This is a genomic window from Legionella pneumophila subsp. pneumophila str. Philadelphia 1 (assembly GCF_000008485.1).
GTDB lineage: Bacteria > Pseudomonadota > Gammaproteobacteria > Legionellales > Legionellaceae > Legionella > Legionella pneumophila.
Genome location: NC_002942.5, coordinates 2149722 through 2167508 on the forward strand (window position 1 = coordinate 2149722; position 17787 = coordinate 2167508).

Below are 17787 nucleotides of genomic sequence, written 5' to 3' on the forward strand. Positions count from 1 at the left end.
GTCAAAATAATGACTTATTTTTTACTGTGAAGTAAGTAAGAATAACTATAAATTTGAAGGAAAACATTGAATAGGAAAAACATTTTTATAAATATGGAAATAAGTCTGATTGATACTATAAGGAAATAGGCAATGGACGTTGGCCAAAAGATAAGGATTTTAAAACGTTATTTAAAAGAAAAAAGTATCACGCCAGAGGACGTCAATCTCAATGATCAGGATCTAACGGCCTATGCCGGGCTGGATATGCTATTGGATTATATTTCTATACATCACAATGGATTGTTTGACTTCGCAACATTGGAATCTGATGAAAAGCAATGGAAACAATATGTGGATATACTTAACTATTCCGCAACCTACTCACCAGGCTCTCCCCCTGCTTTAATCGATACCAGTGAACGCAAAGCTCAATTTGGTTTGCAATATTGGCTAAATACGAGAACGATTGAAGCACTGCCAAGAGACAACTATTATACTCGTACAGTCACCTTATCCGATGAAGCAGATGAAGAATTTGATCAGCTGATTACAGAAAGCAGAGCCAAATTGTATGAGATAGCGCAAACTTTTCCAGAAATCAGCTCTTTTAATCCAGCAAATATTATCCAGGTAACCAACCAAATCTCTTCGATTAAAGAAAAACTGGATACTTTGACAGGCAATAATTCTCAAATAACCCTTTTACAAAAAAAACTCAACGTACTAACAGATTTAAACAAAATTAATCAACTCGAGAGGCTCAATATTCCCCAGGACAATGGTTCTAACTTGAGTTATTGTACGCTAGCAGAGACTATTGAAGGAGTTACTGAGAAAATACCTTTAATAACACTTGCCAAAGTGAAAGAGCAATTGAGACATCTTTGCGCTCAAAATGAGCTTGATTTGGATAGTTATAGTGAGTCCAGAGAACAATATTATAAACTTGGTATAGAAGGTATACTCAAATTACCCAAGCATGGCGACATAAAAGAAGTACAACGTGAAGCCATAGCCCTTAATATCTCAAGATTAATGGGTCTAGACACTACTTCTTCAACAACAGTAAGCTATAACGGTCATCCCGCCTTGTTTATTCCTTTTGACAACATCAATCTATTAAATGAATTTTCTTCAGGTAAAATTTTTAAAGTAGGCATGGGGTTAAGCGGGCAAAGTTATACCCATTACTCCACAATTAAACCATTAGGTGAAGGAATCCAGGCAGATCTTTATATCAAGGATTTTGGCCATGCTCTGGCATTACTTTATTTATGTTGTGATACGGATGCTATAGGTGGGTATTGTAAAAACAAAGCATTAAGAAACTACAGTAACCTCTATATTTTTGATCAGGTCATTACGGACACTGATAAATTTATCCTTGATTCACGAATTAGTCTTCAACCCGATCAGTTCATTATGAAACATACCCGTCATGGGCAAGGGAGAAACAGAACCTTAATCGAGGATTCTTCCCTGGTTACCAAATACGCAAGCCTTATGCGACTTAAAGAGTTAAAACGCATTATTACCCAATACTGCGATCATATTTCATGGCTGCATCATAATCGTACTCAAGCCATTAAAAAACAATTGAAAGAAGAACTTGCAAAAGACGAACGCGTACGATTAACAGAAGAGTTAAATGATGTTGAAATTTTGGAAAAAGATGCTGAGCAAATAAAAAACCAAATTCTAATTCGCATCAATAAAATAGCCGAAGTGCTACCTCAAACGACTGGGCCCGTTGGCTCCGATGTCATCCGGCAATGTTTAATTCTGGAGAAATTATTACACAATCCGGTTCTCTACTCTGATGATGGAAGACCTTATAAACATCCATGGACGACACGACAAGCGAATACAGTACAAACGATTAATGATTTACAAAATGGGAAGATACAAATTACTTTTAAATTCAATATTCCAGAAGAAATGGTCGACTTTATCAAACGCCATGGTGGTGGAGACTCCTTGACTATTAGCTCTCCTAAAGTGATAACGATTAGCAAAGCCCATCTGGATAGCCTTAGGGAAAATATGTTGCATCCTGAACATTCACCTGAATTGTCTCTTAATACTGATTATTTAGACGATAAAGACCTCTGTATTATAAAAATGGCCTATCGTATAGGTAATAGAACCAAAATTTTAAATGCTATTGCAGAATACCGCGTCCTTATGAATAATGAACAGGTAAGCTTCCATAACAAAATAGAATGTCTTGCCCAAACTGAAGCGAAAATCAAAGCGCTGATAGAATTGGCAAATGACAAAGGCTTGGGGATGCACATTCTTAAAAAATTCTATTTTGATGCGCAGCAACAACTCCAAAAGTTAATTAATCCAGAAGTGTTGCCCCATGACATTGGTCAAGCCTTTGCCGCAGCTCTTAGACTGGACAGAGTATCAGAATTCAACAAGGTTGTGAGAGAAGCTATTGTCCAAAATAAAGTGACCGACCCTCAATTTACAATTTTTTTGACAAGCTGTATCAAAAACGAATCTCTTGCCAAAAATTATAAAGACGCACAAAAAACAAGCAGAGCCTTATTAATCGAGTCTCAGCGAATTATAAATCATCTAAAATCGCCTATAATTCCTTTAATTGTTCAATTAGGAGGGCAATTGCATTCACAGGCTGAATTAGATACGGATGGGTTAGCCAATCTTGAAAATGACCTACAGCTTGATTTTGAGAAACCAGATACAGAATCAATGACCACTATGGATTTACATCAGGCTGTTACGAAAGAAGAAATGATTGAAAATGGAATGACAGTAAAAGTTTAATAGATTTCTTTTAAAACTATCTGTAATGCAGCAAATGAAAAGAGAGATGTTTAAACTTGGAATAATGGAGTGACTATGCCAGTACATGAAAGGCGCCAACATTTTCGTATTGATGATCATATCTATTTTGATTATCGAATTCTTGCACCGGGTGAATTTTGTTCCGATATAGAAATCACTAATCAGTTACTAGGTGAAAATGGGCAAAAGTATATGGAAGCAGCACAATATTTTCAGGGAATTGATTATGAGCTTGCCGAGCTAACTCAGGTAATGGCAGTGAAAGAACCTGCTTTGGCGCATTACCTTAATCTTTTGAATGCCAAAATTGATTATTTATCTCGACAAATGTTAATGTCAAGTAAAGTTCAACTACGTAAAGTCAACATCAGCCTGGGCGGCATGGCATTTAAAACAATGGAGCAGATTAGAGAAAAAACCAATCTAAAAATCATTCTGTACACAAAACCCAAAATGATACCCATTATTGTTGATGCTGTAGTGGTTTATAGTCAATATCAAAGTGAGACGCATTACCGAACAGCGGTGGCTTTCTGTAATTTGACCAGTGAGCAAGAGCAGTTGCTTTCACAACATATTTTACAAGCCCAGATAAAAAGCCGTGCTGACTAAGATGGAGATGCTGTAGATTGGAACTGTTTTTTCTAGGATAATGAGCCTTCAAATTAAAATAACGAGGTTATATCCATGAGCAGAACAGTATTTTGCTGCAAATTAAAGCAAGAAGCAGAAGGCTTGGAAAAACAACCCTTCCCTGGTGAATTGGGTAAGAAAGTTTTTAATGAAGTATCAAAGCAAGCATGGAATATGTGGCTTTCCCATCAAACCATGTTAATCAACGAATACCGCCTGAATTTGATTGAAGCCAGGGCTCGTGAGTTTTTGAAAGAAGAAATGCAAAAATATTTTTTTGGCGAAGGTTCAGAAAAACCCTCTGGCTATAAAGAAATAAAATAAAGGATTAATTTATGTTTCATGACTTGTTGGAATTTAACGAAGAAGTACTGGATGCTATCAATGATAAAAACCCAATTGTTGCTCTTGAGTCGACCATTATCTCTCATGGAATGCCCTACCCTGATAATTTAACTACGGCAATAGAGGTTGAAAATATTATTCGTAGACAAGGCGCCATTCCAGCTACTATAGCGATGCACCAAGGGAAAATCCGTGTTGGTTTAACTCAAGAAGTTATGGAACATCTCGCGCTTCAAAAAGAAGTAATAAAAGCCTCTCGCAGAGACATTTCTTTTGTATTATCTCGTAAAGTGACTGCCAGCACGACGGTAGCAGCAACCATGTTTTGTGCCCATATGGCTAAGCTCCCCCTATTTGTCACCGGAGGTATAGGTGGTGTTCATCAAGACGTGACGATGAGTTTTGATATTTCAGCTGATCTTATAGAGCTATCCAATACGCCAGTTACCGTAGTCTGTTCTGGCGCAAAATCGATTCTCGACTTACCAAAAACATTGGAAGTTCTTGAAACGTTTGGGGTGCCGGTCATAGGTTATGCCACAGACGAATTCCCTGCTTTTTATAGCAGATCGAGTGGAATACCAGTTCCACAACGCTTAAACTCGGCCGAGGAAGTAGCAAATCTCATGTCAATTCAACAGAAATTGAATATGAAAAATGGAATAGTCGTCGCAAACCCCATTCCAGTATCAGCCGAACTATCCGATGAGGAAATCAGTCCATACATAAAACAGGCTCATGATGAAGCCAAACACATGAGCGGAAAATCATTAACCCCCTTCCTGTTAAAACGTATTGCTGAATTAACTGCGGGCAAGAGCCTGGAAGCTAATATTGAGCTTATCAAAAACAACGCTTTTCTAGGAGCAGAAATTGCCATAGCCTACCAAAAAAAATTATTTTCAAAAAAAACTTAATCAACACTTGACTCAAAGTCGATCTCGGAGTTTAATAGCAAGCCTTGAGTGGCCAGATAGCTCAGTCGGTAGAGCAGAGGACTGAAAATCCTCGTGTCGGCAGTTCGATTCTGCCTCTGGCCACCATTAGAATTTCCGGGTCTTTCCCAATTACGGCGCACTCCCCATTTAACAACACAACACCCTAACACGAGTTCTATAATCATCAAAGTTACGAAAGCCATAAGCTAGTCTTTGAGTCAATTTGATTTGCAAATGCAAACAACATACAATATGATCAATTCTAATTCATAGACCAATTAAATTGTACCCATTCATCCTTAAACCCAAATCCTTGCGATTTTTTAACTTTGTTTTTATTGCTTTAGCCCTTTCTTTCTGTTTATTAGCTAATGCCCGAGCAGCAGGAATTGAACGCTATGACTTCGGAGATATGGCCTCAAAGGTGACTAAAGCTTGGGATCAAGATGTTGCGCTTTATGTTGCCAAGCGTTTTGCAGTAGAAAACAGTTTTGATGAAAAGGAGATAACTGTCAAAAAATTAAATGCAGGGGCGACCAACCATTTTATATATTTGATGTTTATCAATAACGAGTTGAAGTTTGTTATCAAAGGTCTGGGAACAGAAAAAGAGGCAGAGTCATTGTTTGCTTTACAAAATTACTCAAAAATTCCTGATATTCAAAATAATCCACAAGCCGCGACTGTTACATTAAGTAAAATCATTAATTCCTATAGAGTAAAGAATGATTCCAGGACTTATTTCTTCACAATTTTAGAAGCTGCTCAAGGAAAAGAGTTATTTAAGATAATGACTTATGAATTGCTACAGCATAAAGATATTAACACTTTAAAAGGTGTTTTTTATCGAATAGGGCAACAGATGGCTGAATTACATAAAACAATTATCGGGAGTGATCAACTTATCACTCCAAGAGATTTAGTGACCGTTATTCATGATGATTTTCACCCTGAAAATACGTTTTATAATCTTGAAACAAATATCTTCTCTTTAATTGATAATGAAAGCATGGGTGATAGTATTACAGAGCCTTTGCCCATTATCAGAGAATTATATGGGTTTTATGAAGTTCCTATCATTCGCTGGCCCTCAGAAAAAATAACTGTAGATCTCTTAAAGGATGCTGATCCTCATGATATAGCCAGTATCTATTACGACTTTGTTCTCGGTATGGCCTCGGTGTATCAAGACCCCCAAGATGCAAAACGAGAGTTAATTGAAGCTATTATTGATTTAAATAATATGGCTATTGCCTTTCTGAAGGATAGATATTCTGAGCCATGGATGCTTAACCCAAGCGATAAACATGAAGCACATATTGTGTGGGGCAAGTTAGCAAAAGTCGACACTAATCCGCAGCTAGCAGAACTCTATATCACTAAATTAACCATTATTAATAATGAATTGCAATCACTTTCAGGCTTTAAACGCTAGCAGAGGGTGAGTACTCAGGTTATTCCGCACCCTCGGATTTTAATTGCTGCTGCATAAACCTCTATACATCATCTATTTATGTATTTATTTAAAGTGTATTGCTGCTTTATATATCCTTTCTCATTGATGAAAGACACCTTGGTAAAGGATGAATCATCTGACTAACTTCTAAATTCCACAAGAAATTTGACAACCTATAAACAGACTTATCCACAGAAAATGTGGATAACTTAAATAAAATTACAGGTATTAAAAAATGATATCAACCAAGCCCAATAAGGATTGTTATAGTTTACTGATTAATCGGTTGTGATTTGGTAAAATAAGATATCCACAGACAACGGATAAGGGAAAATATTCTTGACCTACCTATCTTATACAAATAAAAAATAAAAAAACAGTCTTGACTCAAACTATTTCTACTATTTATTTTGACCCGCTGCTTGATTAAACTTTTTGCTTAAACAATAACTCTCCTGCCTTAGTGAGGTTTTTAAATTTGGAACTATAGCCATCTTGTCTGGAACAACTAGAATAGCGAACAAGCCTATGCCTGATAAATAGACAAACTAATATTATGTGGAGATGGTTTGTTCAGGTGTTTTAAAATCGGCAACGTATCCATTCTTCTTTGGATTTCAAATCTCTAATAATTTTGGCATGGTTGCTTAATGTTGGTGTCCGGCTTTTCGAGGAAGGATCAGTCTGAGATGTTATGACTTAACGCATCACACAGTTTAAAGATTGAAAAATTTGCGAGTTACCCAACTCAATTCAAGCTATTGTCGAAATTAGCATGATGCAATTACTAAAATATCAATATACTCAGACAGATCAATTTCTTCCAGATTATACGGGTTTGTTTTCCAAATTTCTTTTAATGAATTTTTATAGGTATCCGTATATTCAATAATGCGGGTTCCCTTTTTGTTTAGATCACTTTCAGTATAAAAAACATCTCTATCCGCTCTTTGTTCTATCCACATTCTGTAAGGCACTCCACCACTTTGTGATGCTGTGCATAAATCAGTATATGTTGTAATAGTTTGAAAATTCTTTAAATGGCGTTTTAATTCATGGCGATAACTTTCAACTCTTCCCATCATGCAAGAATCTATATCTAAATTTTTTAGTGATATTTCTTTTAACTCCAAATCATTTTCAAGAATATCTACCAACTCCTCAGCATCGCGCCCCGCAATTAATTGCTTATCAATATCACCCTGCCCGTTAATAAGTATGGAATCGCCATGACTTAATCGAGATAATAAGTATTTAATATTATCTGGTTCATAAAGATTGATTATTGGTTGGTTATAATTTCTTTTCCTGGCCTCGTTTAAAACCAGATTAAATTTTTCCGAATCAGGAGCATAGATAAATCTAACATCTTGGCCATATATTTTTGTTAAAAGTGGGCCAGAATCTGCACCTGAAGTTATCTCATGATTAACTTGTTGCGCATATTCATTACTATAACAATAAAGCTCAATTACATGCGTTCGATTTGATTTAAAAAATTTAGCCCTGGACATAATATCTTTTAATAATTGCTTAAAAATATGTCATTTTAGCATTTAAGAATTATGATTTTATTAACCTATCTATCAAAAAAATGAATTTACCTCGGTGTAGAACAAAATTTCATATGCCAACTGTTGTTTTTTTTTCAGTAGGCAAATTTTCCGATAATTTTTCTAAACTCAGCGACTTTTATTGCAAAGTTGCTGAGTTTATCTGAATAAATCAAGGTAGTATTTGAAGAAACTGCCTCATGGATCTTTGTGGTTTTTATAGTTATCCACTTAATTTGGCGTTTATTTGCCTACCCCTTCCCTATGTTATGAGTCCTGACAAAGCAATGATCATAAAAGCGAGCATTTTTCTAATCGTAGAGAAAGATTGTTCTCATGCACTTGAAATCTTGGTTAAATGGAGCGAGGATTATAACAATCTCTTTACTTAAGCTAAAAAATGAATTCATATGCTGCCAAAGTCACCCCGGTAGAAGAGCACATTGCCCAGACCACTTCTCCACAATTTATGTCTATATTTTTGTTAGTACAAATTTTAAGCATATTGATTGGTGTGGCCTGTCTTTTTGTTGCATTTTATATACTTCGTCCAAGAAAAAAAGACCAAATGCTCATCCAGGATCAGTTTTTACTTTATTTAATCCTGGGACTTTTTTTCATTTTTTCCCCTTTCCTGCTCGAATATCTTAGATAATTAGCAAAAGTTGTCGGGCCAAGGCCCGACCTACACTTGCTACTACGCAACAATAAATCAGAGAGGATTGCAATCATGAATACGTTTTTTTAATTCTTCGGGAATATAGGCCTTATCTATATTTATTCCTTGAGTTTTAACAAAAAAGGTACATTGGTTTAACAAAGAGGGAACCTCTGGGTTTCCACCTCCAAGCTCACTAATGAGATTAGCGATTTTTGCTGTATGCGAAGGACCAATTTCTTTGCCATTTTTATCGACCAAAATAATTGTTTGTATGTTGGGAATTACCGCTCGAAATGCCTGCCGTTGCTCTCTTGACATGTTATTGACCATATCATAGCTTAAATAAATAATTTGAATATGTGCTAACGAATCCTTAAGCCACTCTAAACCATCAATAGATATTTCATGTAAGGGATTAAAACACAAATTAAGTGAAGTCACGTGTTTGGGTGTAACTAAAGAGACTTGCGTTAATCTGAGCCCATTGCTACTCAAATCAAGCGAAGTCACACCCGCAGGTATACAGTCCGCTATATTTACTAATAAATCTACGCAACTTTTTGAGCCCAGTAGATTATTACTCAAATCAAGGGCGATTACATCTTGAGGGATAGATATAAAAGCTTGTGCCAAGCTAATGTCAGTTAATGTTATCTTATAAATCATAATTAAAACCTCATTATAAATGAAAAAATATTATTCTTATTGGTCATAATATGATATATTTGATTATAATTAAAATAGATTGTTTGTATATTAAATATACAAATCTCTTATGTGCTCCGTATTAAAGTAAGAAATAATGAGGAAAGGCGCTAGAGCTTTATTGAAGTAATTTGGTCGTTCTGCTTTAACAAGTGTTCACATCTCTTCATGACAATTTCCTGATATTTCTTAAAATAGTCTTCTTCGTTACCAACTAAATTAAATTGGGTTTCTTCTTGCAAAGCAGTTGTTAATTTGCCAATCAAATATTTTAAATGTTTAGCTACTAACGACCTTGGCAGCCTACATGTATCTGCAAAATCAGCCAACTGATAAGCATTAATATTATCACCATCAAATTCATCCCCTAATGCCATCGCCAGAGCATGCTCAAATTCAGGATACATTTTTATATTAACCAAATCATAAAATGGCGCCAGTGATATACCGTTAACTCCAACAAAAAAACTGATATTTTTACCGTGAGCGTCACAATTAAATATCAAAACATTAAATAAAACCCAGTCGAGTATTTGTTGCTTGGTTTTGGCAGGATTGATACATTGATTGGCAAAATCAAATAGCTTGGGCAAACTGACTCCATCTCTAATATGAGCCACATCCCTGTTATTTCCAAAATTTTGCTCATATTTAAATTCAGGGGGTAAATTCATTGCCTGACAACCATCTATTAAGTGCCGTCTTTTTACTATATTAGTGGTAATCAATTTCCTATCAAAACGCTCTACTAATAAAGCAGGGTTCTGACCAAAACGCTTCATCTGAACATTGGCTACATTCAATTCACAGCATTTAGCGAGCCACATACTGAGGAATTCATTTAAAACCAGATAAGATAGTTTTTGTGTTTCAAATTTAAGAATATGGGTAGAACACAAGCTACCTTCTCCAAAACCAAGTTGTCCTTCTTTATTTAACACCACATTAATTTTATCTTGTACTCCGGCAACTGAAAGACGTGGTTTTCCGTCCCAAACGATTAAATTGTAAGAATCACAATGATTTAAACGATCTTCTAATTCTTCATGAGTTACTAGTCGAAAATTAGCATGTTTAGGAATTGCTTGATTTGATGGCAATATAACTAATGACCCAGGTGTATCCAACCCTAAAGCTTGAATAAGTCCAAATGTATTGTATTTACTTAAATGAAAAACATTAACTAGTACTTCTAAAGGATTTCCTTCGGGTAATAAATTTCTTAGAAATCGTTGCACATTTAATGGTGGAATATCTTCATGCATAGGAAGGTGCGGGGAAATAGCATACCCTGTCTGTTGCCAACTTTCATGATAACTCCAATACAGTTGATCATCGATAAGTGTGATGTTGGCTATTTGACTTTCACCGAGATAAACATCCAAGACTGACTTATCTCCAATCATTTTCATCCTCACCATTATCCATCCAAGGTTTTATGTAAAGATTTATTCCTAAACCAGAACAAATTTGTAATACACTTGCCAATTGACAGTTCGATTGCCCATGCTCGATTTTCATAAAGGTTTCTTTGGCAACACCACATAAAGCAGCCGCATCTTCTAACCGCAAATTGCTTTGAGTTCGACGTGCTTTAATGACTTCCCCTAACAATTCCGCAGTTAATGGTTGTTGAAGGTCAGGCGTCTTTAATTTTTTTATTTGCTTAGCCATATAATCCTACTAAAGTAGACTTAATCTAAGATTTCGATTTAATTTGTTAATTAATCCTATTATAGTAGGATTAATTTCAAATATACAATAGTAAATCATTAAAATCCTATTAAAGTAGGATTTTAATATAATAGACTAACACAACACTTTAACCGCGTTTTATAATTTTCAAAATTACGAAAACCTTGAGCTCTTAGTTGTGTTACATGGGTCTATGACAATCGGTATGGCTGATGAAAACTATTTTTCTGCCAATACAACCGTCCCAGGCACTGGCTCGGAAGGAGAAATGGATTTGATTGGAATAGGAGTAAAACCTATTTGCTGCAGCATGATTTTGTACTCATCTGACGTTTTAAAAACTTCCGCATCAAATCCATCTGCAAAAATATAGCTGTATTCCCATGTCAGACAAAGATCATAGCAAAGTTCTTTAAAGCCTTCACAGATAGCAACATGACCTTTCCTTTTTAAAGCATGGTAAGCCATATTTAATAATTTCCTTTTTCTGGAATTATCCCAATCCCACAAAACACGCACGAATAAAATCAAATCAAATCCTGCAGGAAATTGTTCATCGTTAATAAAATCACCCGAAAATACACTAATTCGCTTCTGTAATCCCATTGCATCTATATTTTTTTGAGCTATTTTTGCTGATTCAGGTAAATTGTAAACGGTAATTTTTAAATGGGGGTAGGCCTGAGCCAGTGCACAGGCAATAGTGCCATCCCCGCCCCCAACATCCAATATGGATCGATATTGATTTAAATCAAGACAAGCCAATAAAGTTTGTATAAGTGGTGTTGCTGTTTTTGTCATCCATGTTTCAAGAAAATTAGCTTCCTCAGCAGTTTTCGGTGGCCAGGAAACATTGAACTTTGGATCAGTAAAACGCAATATATTACTTAATTTTTCGTTAGCCATCCTCTGCCAATAAAAATCATAATATTGTTTAAATCCCCAATACCCCTCCCCTAACATCAATTGACTTTTTGCCAATTGATACCCGACTTGCGAACCGACCATGATTTTTTTTAAAAAATCTTCACAACAAAGCAAATGTAGCCATTTCTTTGCTCGAACAGGTTTCAGTTCAAGTCTCTTGATAATGTCATTTTCCAATAAATAAGGTTTGCCCGTGAACAAACGAAACAAATCAAGATCAAACATAGATTCCAGTAGTTTAATTCTCACCCCACCAGCAAGGAGTCCATAAAAATACTGGCGTGCTTCAATATAATTCTCAGAATTATTTGCTTCTTCACTTAGTGTGATAATTGCCGGTTCAGGCAATTTGGCATAGATCATATGATGATTAAAACCCAGCTCTGCAAAAATTGGGTTTCTATCAACATAAGTAATATAACCTTGCTTTTGTAGATAGGAGACGAGCTTTTCAACCCGATTATCAATATCATGAACTTCAATACTTAGTTGTTTAATAAGCGAAAACTGCTCTGGCTTTATGCTGTTTATTACATCAAGCTCGGCACCTTCCACATCAATTTTTAGTAAATCGATACGAGTGATCTGATTATTTTCAATAAAACGCCCTAATGCAGTCAGGTGGCATCTCACTTTGGTTTCTAAAGTCTGATGTTTATAGTTTTTTTTAATGAGATAATTACGCAAAAAAGGCAAATATTTTAATTGATAATAAAGTGGCTTATTTTGGAAGGAAGAGAGCTTTAACAATGTTTCATAATTTAACAATGGTTGATAATTGGAGATGATTTTATCAGTTGGTTTGTAAGTGGCGGTAACGGAGCTTTCCCCAAAGAGGGTAAAATCGATACTACAATCTTTTGGAACATTTCCTATCCCAGCATTGTAAACATGCACATTATGCTTAAACCGCGCCAAATTCTTTTTTAAACACTTAAAAGTAGCAGGGACAGGCTCAAAACTATAAATTTCAGTATCATAATGACATTGCTTTAAAACAAATAAGGAAAAAATACCAATATTCGCCCCAACATCAAAAACAACCGCCCCTGGACTTAAAGTAAGAAAATCAGACAAATAACTCTTCTGATGGAAAATCTCATAAATTAAACCACTGACTTCCAATTCATTAGTACAATACAAATCTCCAATACTAAATTGTTTTCGTGAAATATCATCAGGCATTGATATGGGTCCCTTTAATCAAAATATTTTGTCAATCCAACCAGGATTAATCGATTTCCTGTATGGGGTGTTTTTCCATGTAAGCAGGAAAAATTATCAACTATCATAACATCCCCTGGTTGCCAGGCTGTGGATACCGTATTTTTTTGTATTGCAGAGTTAATGCAATCTGCTTCTTGCTTCGATAAAGGTTCACCGTCGCCATAAAAAGCAATATAAGGATGAAAATATTTATGTAACAAGATAAAACGAGAAAAAGTGTTATTAATCTTGCTTTTGATGTAATCACTGGTTCCATTATAATAATGATTAGCATGGTTACTTTGATTAAACCAGACTAGTTTTCCGCTGATCGGATGATTCCGGCAGGCAGGAAGCAATTGTTCTATGATTAGCCCATTGCCTTGAATCCATCGAAATTGCACTCCCATTTGCTGAAGCATCACTTCCACTTTATTTTGGTCATCCGTTTGGAATCGCTCCATCCAGGTCATGCACCCAGAGTTTTTGCCTATTGATCGAATTATTTTGTACTGTATTCCAGAACCATAATAATGCCTTCGATATAATATTCCTTTAGATTGCAATTTTTTTTGTAATAACTTTGGTAAAGAAAACCATATCTTGTTTCCATCAGCCAATGCAGTATCTCCGCCGGTTTGCGGGGCATGAATGCAATTGAAAAAAATGTGACTGGGAAAATCCTGGTCATATGATTTTTCATTATGTAAAGCAAGATTAAAACTCGGATGGATATTTATCGAAGTATAAATATTTTCTCTGATTTGTGTTCGCGGAATCGGGCAAAAATCATAAGAATAATTTGGCCCCAAATCGCTTGACCGGATCACTTCTAAAAATTGTTCAGCGGTATTAACATGAAACCCACGTAATATAATGGCGCCATAATTGAGAAGCTGCTCCTTAAACAAGGTATTTTCTTCTTTAAGGAATTGTTTTAAAACATCAATATTACCTTCCGCTTTAGCTTGAGGCTGAATAATTAAAGGTAATTTTTGGTGGTTCAAAAAAGTATAGCTGAGTTGATGATATGCCATAAAATTCCTCACTGACAATCCGGAGGTTTACTATCAGACTTTCAGAGTGTAGGTCCTTCCTGATTCTATAAGTGGCTCCCTCTTTTTCACCTATATTACAAAAATTACCGCATCATCTTTGACGAATACCTATATTAAATAGTATAGACACTGACCTTGCTATGCAATGAAAATCCACCAGATTTTGCCAAAGAAGCTCCTGCTGAATCACTCAAGCAGGACTTACGAAAAACCCCAAGGTCAAGGCAAAAAATGTTTTTAATTAAACTAAATGACCGAATTAAAAACATTTTTTAACATAGAGATTGGGGTTTTTCGTAAGTCCTGTCAAATTATCTGTGGATAGCATCGACTTTAACATCATCACCTTCTAACTTCGATGAGAACTCTTTGCAATTGCATAAATCATTAAACTGCACTGAAAATTACTGATAACGGCACTACCTTATATAATAGAATATCCTGCTTGGTTTTAAGCTATAATCTTCTTAGGTATTTTAATCTTATGGTGACTGCCAATCAAAAGTTAATCCAGGCCACCTATTGATTAAAATCCCGTTTAGGAATATCACCACTAATTATGGGTTCTCTCAAAGACCATGCCTTATAGTGTAAGGATAGCGCCCTGGGAAAAAGGGGAGTAACATGTCTTTTTTTGACCTCTTAATAAAAAAAGCTAATCACTTGGTTAGCCAAATCTATAAGAAGAATTATAACTCTATAACTCCAGATCAACTGATATGGCAGCATATTCAAGACTGCGAGAAACAGTTTCAAAAAAATCAGGAAGCTATCTATTATTCTAAAGACATACTGCAAGACCTAATCAATAAAAGACTGCAAACAATATTACTTCACGCGAAAACAAAATCTCCCTGGTATAAAAAAACACTGGCAAAAATCAACATAGAAAACTTTACCAGAGAGCGATTAGAGGAACTCCCTACTATAAATAAAACCATTTTAATGGAAAATTGGGATGCAATTGTCACTGATCCCAAACTTTCATTAAATCTAGTTGAAAAGCATCTGAGTAAAAAAAATGACAGCATTGATACCCTATATTTATTCTCCCGCTATCAGGTCGTGTCAACTGGAGGAAGCAGTGGGAAACGCGGCGTATTTATTTATGATTGGGATGAATGGATTACATTTCACACCGCATTTATCCGCTATCCACTTTACAATTATGAACGCACGCAAATTGTAACTACCAAGCTAAACACAAACCCAAGAATTGTCAGCCTGTTTGTAACAAATACAGCAATTGCAGCCTATTCTTTAGCAAAAACCTTTGGGCGAGGTAATCAAAATATGTATTTTCTGCCTATGGCTGTAACCCCATTAAACATAGTTATCACTCGTCTCAATCAAATCCAACCCGATATCTTAAGTGCTGGCCCTTCATATATTCACAAAGTATGTCAATTGGTTCAAAAAGGACAAATAAAAATTGAACCCAAAATTCTTTTTGTTGGAGGAGAACCACTTTTTGAGCAAACCTTGGCTTTAATCAAAGAAACCTGGCCTAAAGTGGACATTTTTAATGTATTTGGTTGTACTGAAGGGATGGTAGGGCTAAATTGCCGGGCGAATGTGGATGAGATGCATTTGAATGATGATCAATGCATTATTGAGCCTCTGGATGAGCAAAATCGGCCCGTTGACAAAGGAATTATGGTCTCCAAAATGTATATAACTAATTTATATAATTACACTTTACCATTAATCCGCTATGAAAATTCAGATGAAATTTTATTTTTAAATAAAACCTGTGATTGTGGCATCCACCATCAGCTTATACAAACCCCTAAAGGTCGGCCTGGATGTGATTTTAATTATCCTGGTAATATTTTTGTACATCATTCGCTTTTCTTGGGAGCACTCTTGCCAGAAAAAAATATTCAGGAATATCAGGTCGAACAAACAATTGATGGGGCTAATATCAGGGTTGTAACCACCGGTTTTATAAACAAGAGCCAATTGCAAAAGAATATACGCTTACGATTAAGCAAGGTGGGTTTGATGGATGCCCAAGTCAATATCACAGAGGTACCTGAAATTAAATATTTGTATTCGGGTAAACTGAATCGTTTTATACCATTGAATTCGACTGACAAATCTTAGTGACAGGAATTATTTCCTGTATGGTAAAATACCAGGATGAAAACACAGCTAACCGCCATTTCTTCATTTACTCTTGTTTGTCGATGAGGAAATCTCAAACAATTTAAATACCAAGATCTGTATACCCAATCCGCATCTGCACGTCTCAAGCCTGTCAGAGATGGCCTTCGAGACGTGGCTTTAGCCACTCCTCAGGCCGAACGTAACAAAATGTCATGTTCCTCGCTGCTTAAATTCTACATAGCTCTCTAACGAGCAATCCGCAGCAGGTAAACTTTTAACAGGAATAAAAAAAAAATATCAATAGAACCCTAGTTTTCATCATAGCTGCGCAAAACCAGATGTGTATTGCTGCCTCCTGCCCCATAGCTGGAAACACCAGCCAAATAGTGTTTTTTTACTGTAGGGAAATCTTGAAATTCAGTGGCGATGTATATAGGTGAGTCTTCCAACATAAAATCTGGATTAGGAGTTTCAAAATTAATTGAAGGAACAATAGCCTTATTTTTGAGCATAAGTACTGTTTTGATGATTGAAGCCATACCGGACACGATGCCTGTATGACCCAGGTTACTTATCACCGAACTTATTGGACATCTATATGTCTTTTTAACGTCTTTGAACGCTTTTTTCAGGGCGTATATTTCTGTTGCATCACCCAGTTTGGTTGAGGATCCATGAGCTGCAATATAATCCAAATCATCTGGCTCAACCTCTGCATTTCGCCAAGCAGACTGCAAGCAAGTATATTGGCCATGAACCCCTGGTGCCATAAATCCTTCTTTTGAAGAATTACCATCATTATTCATGGCGGATCCGATAATCACAGCATGGATTAGATCATGATCTGCAATGGCATCTTCAAGTCGCTTTAAAACAACTAACCCAGCACCATTTGAGTATAAAGTGCCGCATGCTGAAGCATCAAATGAATGGCAATGGCCGTCGGATGAAAATAAGCCATTCTCTTCATAAAGATACCCAACTTCCTGAGGTAAATCGATTAAACACGCACCTGCAATTGCCATATCACATTGATGACTGTTTAACTCTCTACAGCTTTGGATGACCGCAGTTAAAGAAGATGAGCAAGCTGTATATAAATCAATGGAGCTTCCTTGAAATCCAAATTGATAAGAAATATAAGGCGCGATGACTTTTGAATAATACCTTTCTATCGCTTTTTGAGTATCAATCGACTGGTAGTAGGCGGCTCCCAGGAAATGCGCGGCTGGTTGATTATTTGCGCCAATATAAACAGCTGTATTTTTTATGTAGTTATTTGAATGATGTTCCTGACTTCTCATCGTACTCAAAGCACGATGAGTTAAATGCGACATCACTTTGCCTTGCACACCCAACAATTCAAAATTTTTGGTGGTATTCTCAAACGGAGCAGTATCGAATGACTCCAGGTCATCTAATATCCCTCTGTAGGGTTTGTAATTGGGATTAGCGATTAATTGCTCTGAAATACCTGACCGATGTAATTGTTCTTCGGAAAATTTAGTTACTGCTTCTTTACCAAACTTCAATAAATCCCAATATTCATCAAGATCATTGGCTCCGGGAAATTTTACAGCCATACCAACAATAGCAATTTTGTTTGAGTAGTTATTGTCACTCATAATTTATGGCTCCATTTCTTTGGCCGCACTCAACATGTAATAAACACTAACCAGACGACATTGGAAGGGTTCATAGC

13 protein-coding genes and 1 tRNA gene are annotated in these 17787 nt (G+C 35.9%); 7 read left to right on the forward strand and 7 right to left on the reverse strand.

The window, feature by feature from the left end; all coding sequences use genetic code 11:
• Positions 1–132: 132 nt before the first annotated feature.
• The 6 genes from LPG_RS09655 to LPG_RS09680 all read left to right on the forward strand — a co-directional run bounded on the left by LPG_RS09655 (position 133) and on the right by LPG_RS09680 (position 6150).
• Entirely contained in the window at positions 133–2778 is a 2646-nt protein-coding gene (locus LPG_RS09655) for a hypothetical protein (protein ID WP_010947642.1), read from the forward strand.
• Between the two features lie 75 nt (positions 2779–2853).
• On the forward strand, positions 2854–3411 hold the full coding sequence (locus LPG_RS09660) for a PilZ domain-containing protein (protein WP_015444378.1): 558 nt from the start codon (positions 2854–2856) through the stop codon (positions 3409–3411).
• 75 nt (positions 3412–3486) lie between these two features.
• A complete protein-coding gene (locus tag LPG_RS09665; RefSeq protein WP_010947644.1) occupies positions 3487–3756 on the forward strand; it encodes an oxidative damage protection protein in 270 nt (89 codons plus the stop codon).
• Between the two features lie 11 nt (positions 3757–3767).
• Positions 3768–4694 (forward strand): pseudouridine-5'-phosphate glycosidase, encoded by a 927-nt coding sequence (locus LPG_RS09670; protein WP_010947645.1) that lies wholly within the window; start codon positions 3768–3770, stop codon positions 4692–4694.
• A gap of 50 nt (positions 4695–4744) precedes the next feature.
• Positions 4745–4820: transfer RNA gene (locus LPG_RS09675), tRNA-Phe, on the forward strand.
• A 178-nt stretch (positions 4821–4998) separates the two neighbouring features.
• Complete coding sequence (locus LPG_RS09680; protein WP_010947646.1) at positions 4999–6150, forward strand: hypothetical protein; 1152 nt, start codon at positions 4999–5001, stop codon at positions 6148–6150.
• Positions 6151–6941: 791 nt separating this feature from the next.
• Here LPG_RS09680 and LPG_RS09685 read toward each other — a convergent pair.
• The 6 genes from LPG_RS09685 to LPG_RS09715 form a co-directional block, all read right to left on the reverse strand.
• Positions 6942–7685: a hypothetical protein gene (locus LPG_RS09685; protein WP_010947647.1), complete on the reverse strand. Its 744-nt coding sequence runs from the start codon at positions 7683–7685 to the stop codon at positions 6942–6944.
• 751 nt (positions 7686–8436) lie between these two features.
• Complete coding sequence (lem15, locus tag LPG_RS09695; protein ID WP_010947649.1) at positions 8437–9051, reverse strand: Dot/Icm T4SS effector Lem15; 615 nt, start codon at positions 9049–9051, stop codon at positions 8437–8439.
• A gap of 149 nt (positions 9052–9200) precedes the next feature.
• Positions 9201–10496 carry a HipA domain-containing protein gene (locus LPG_RS09700; protein WP_015444375.1) on the reverse strand — a complete coding sequence of 432 codons (1296 nt, stop codon included), beginning with the start codon at positions 10494–10496 and terminating at the stop codon, positions 9201–9203.
• Positions 10483–10764, reverse strand: a complete 282-nt coding sequence (locus LPG_RS09705; protein WP_010947651.1) for a helix-turn-helix domain-containing protein — start codon at positions 10762–10764, stop codon at positions 10483–10485. The genes LPG_RS09700 and LPG_RS09705 overlap by 14 nt, the downstream gene beginning before the upstream one ends.
• Before the next feature lie 240 nt (positions 10765–11004).
• Positions 11005–12897, reverse strand: a complete 1893-nt coding sequence (locus LPG_RS09710; RefSeq protein ID WP_010947652.1) for an FkbM family methyltransferase — start codon at positions 12895–12897, stop codon at positions 11005–11007.
• A 14-nt stretch (positions 12898–12911) separates the two neighbouring features.
• A complete protein-coding gene (locus LPG_RS09715; protein WP_015444374.1) occupies positions 12912–13955 on the reverse strand; it encodes a TauD/TfdA family dioxygenase in 1044 nt (347 codons plus the stop codon).
• A gap of 645 nt (positions 13956–14600) precedes the next feature.
• Here LPG_RS09715 and LPG_RS09720 point away from each other — a divergent pair.
• The gene (locus LPG_RS09720) at positions 14601–16082 is read left to right on the forward strand and encodes a phenylacetate--CoA ligase family protein (protein WP_010947654.1); all 1482 of its coding nucleotides are present in this window, start codon (positions 14601–14603) and stop codon (positions 16080–16082) included.
• Positions 16083–16393: 311 nt separating this feature from the next.
• Here LPG_RS09720 and LPG_RS09725 read toward each other — a convergent pair whose 3' ends face one another.
• On the reverse strand, positions 16394–17710 hold the full coding sequence (locus LPG_RS09725) for a beta-ketoacyl synthase N-terminal-like domain-containing protein (RefSeq protein ID WP_010947655.1): 1317 nt from the start codon (positions 17708–17710) through the stop codon (positions 16394–16396).
• Positions 17711–17787 lie beyond the last annotated feature (77 nt).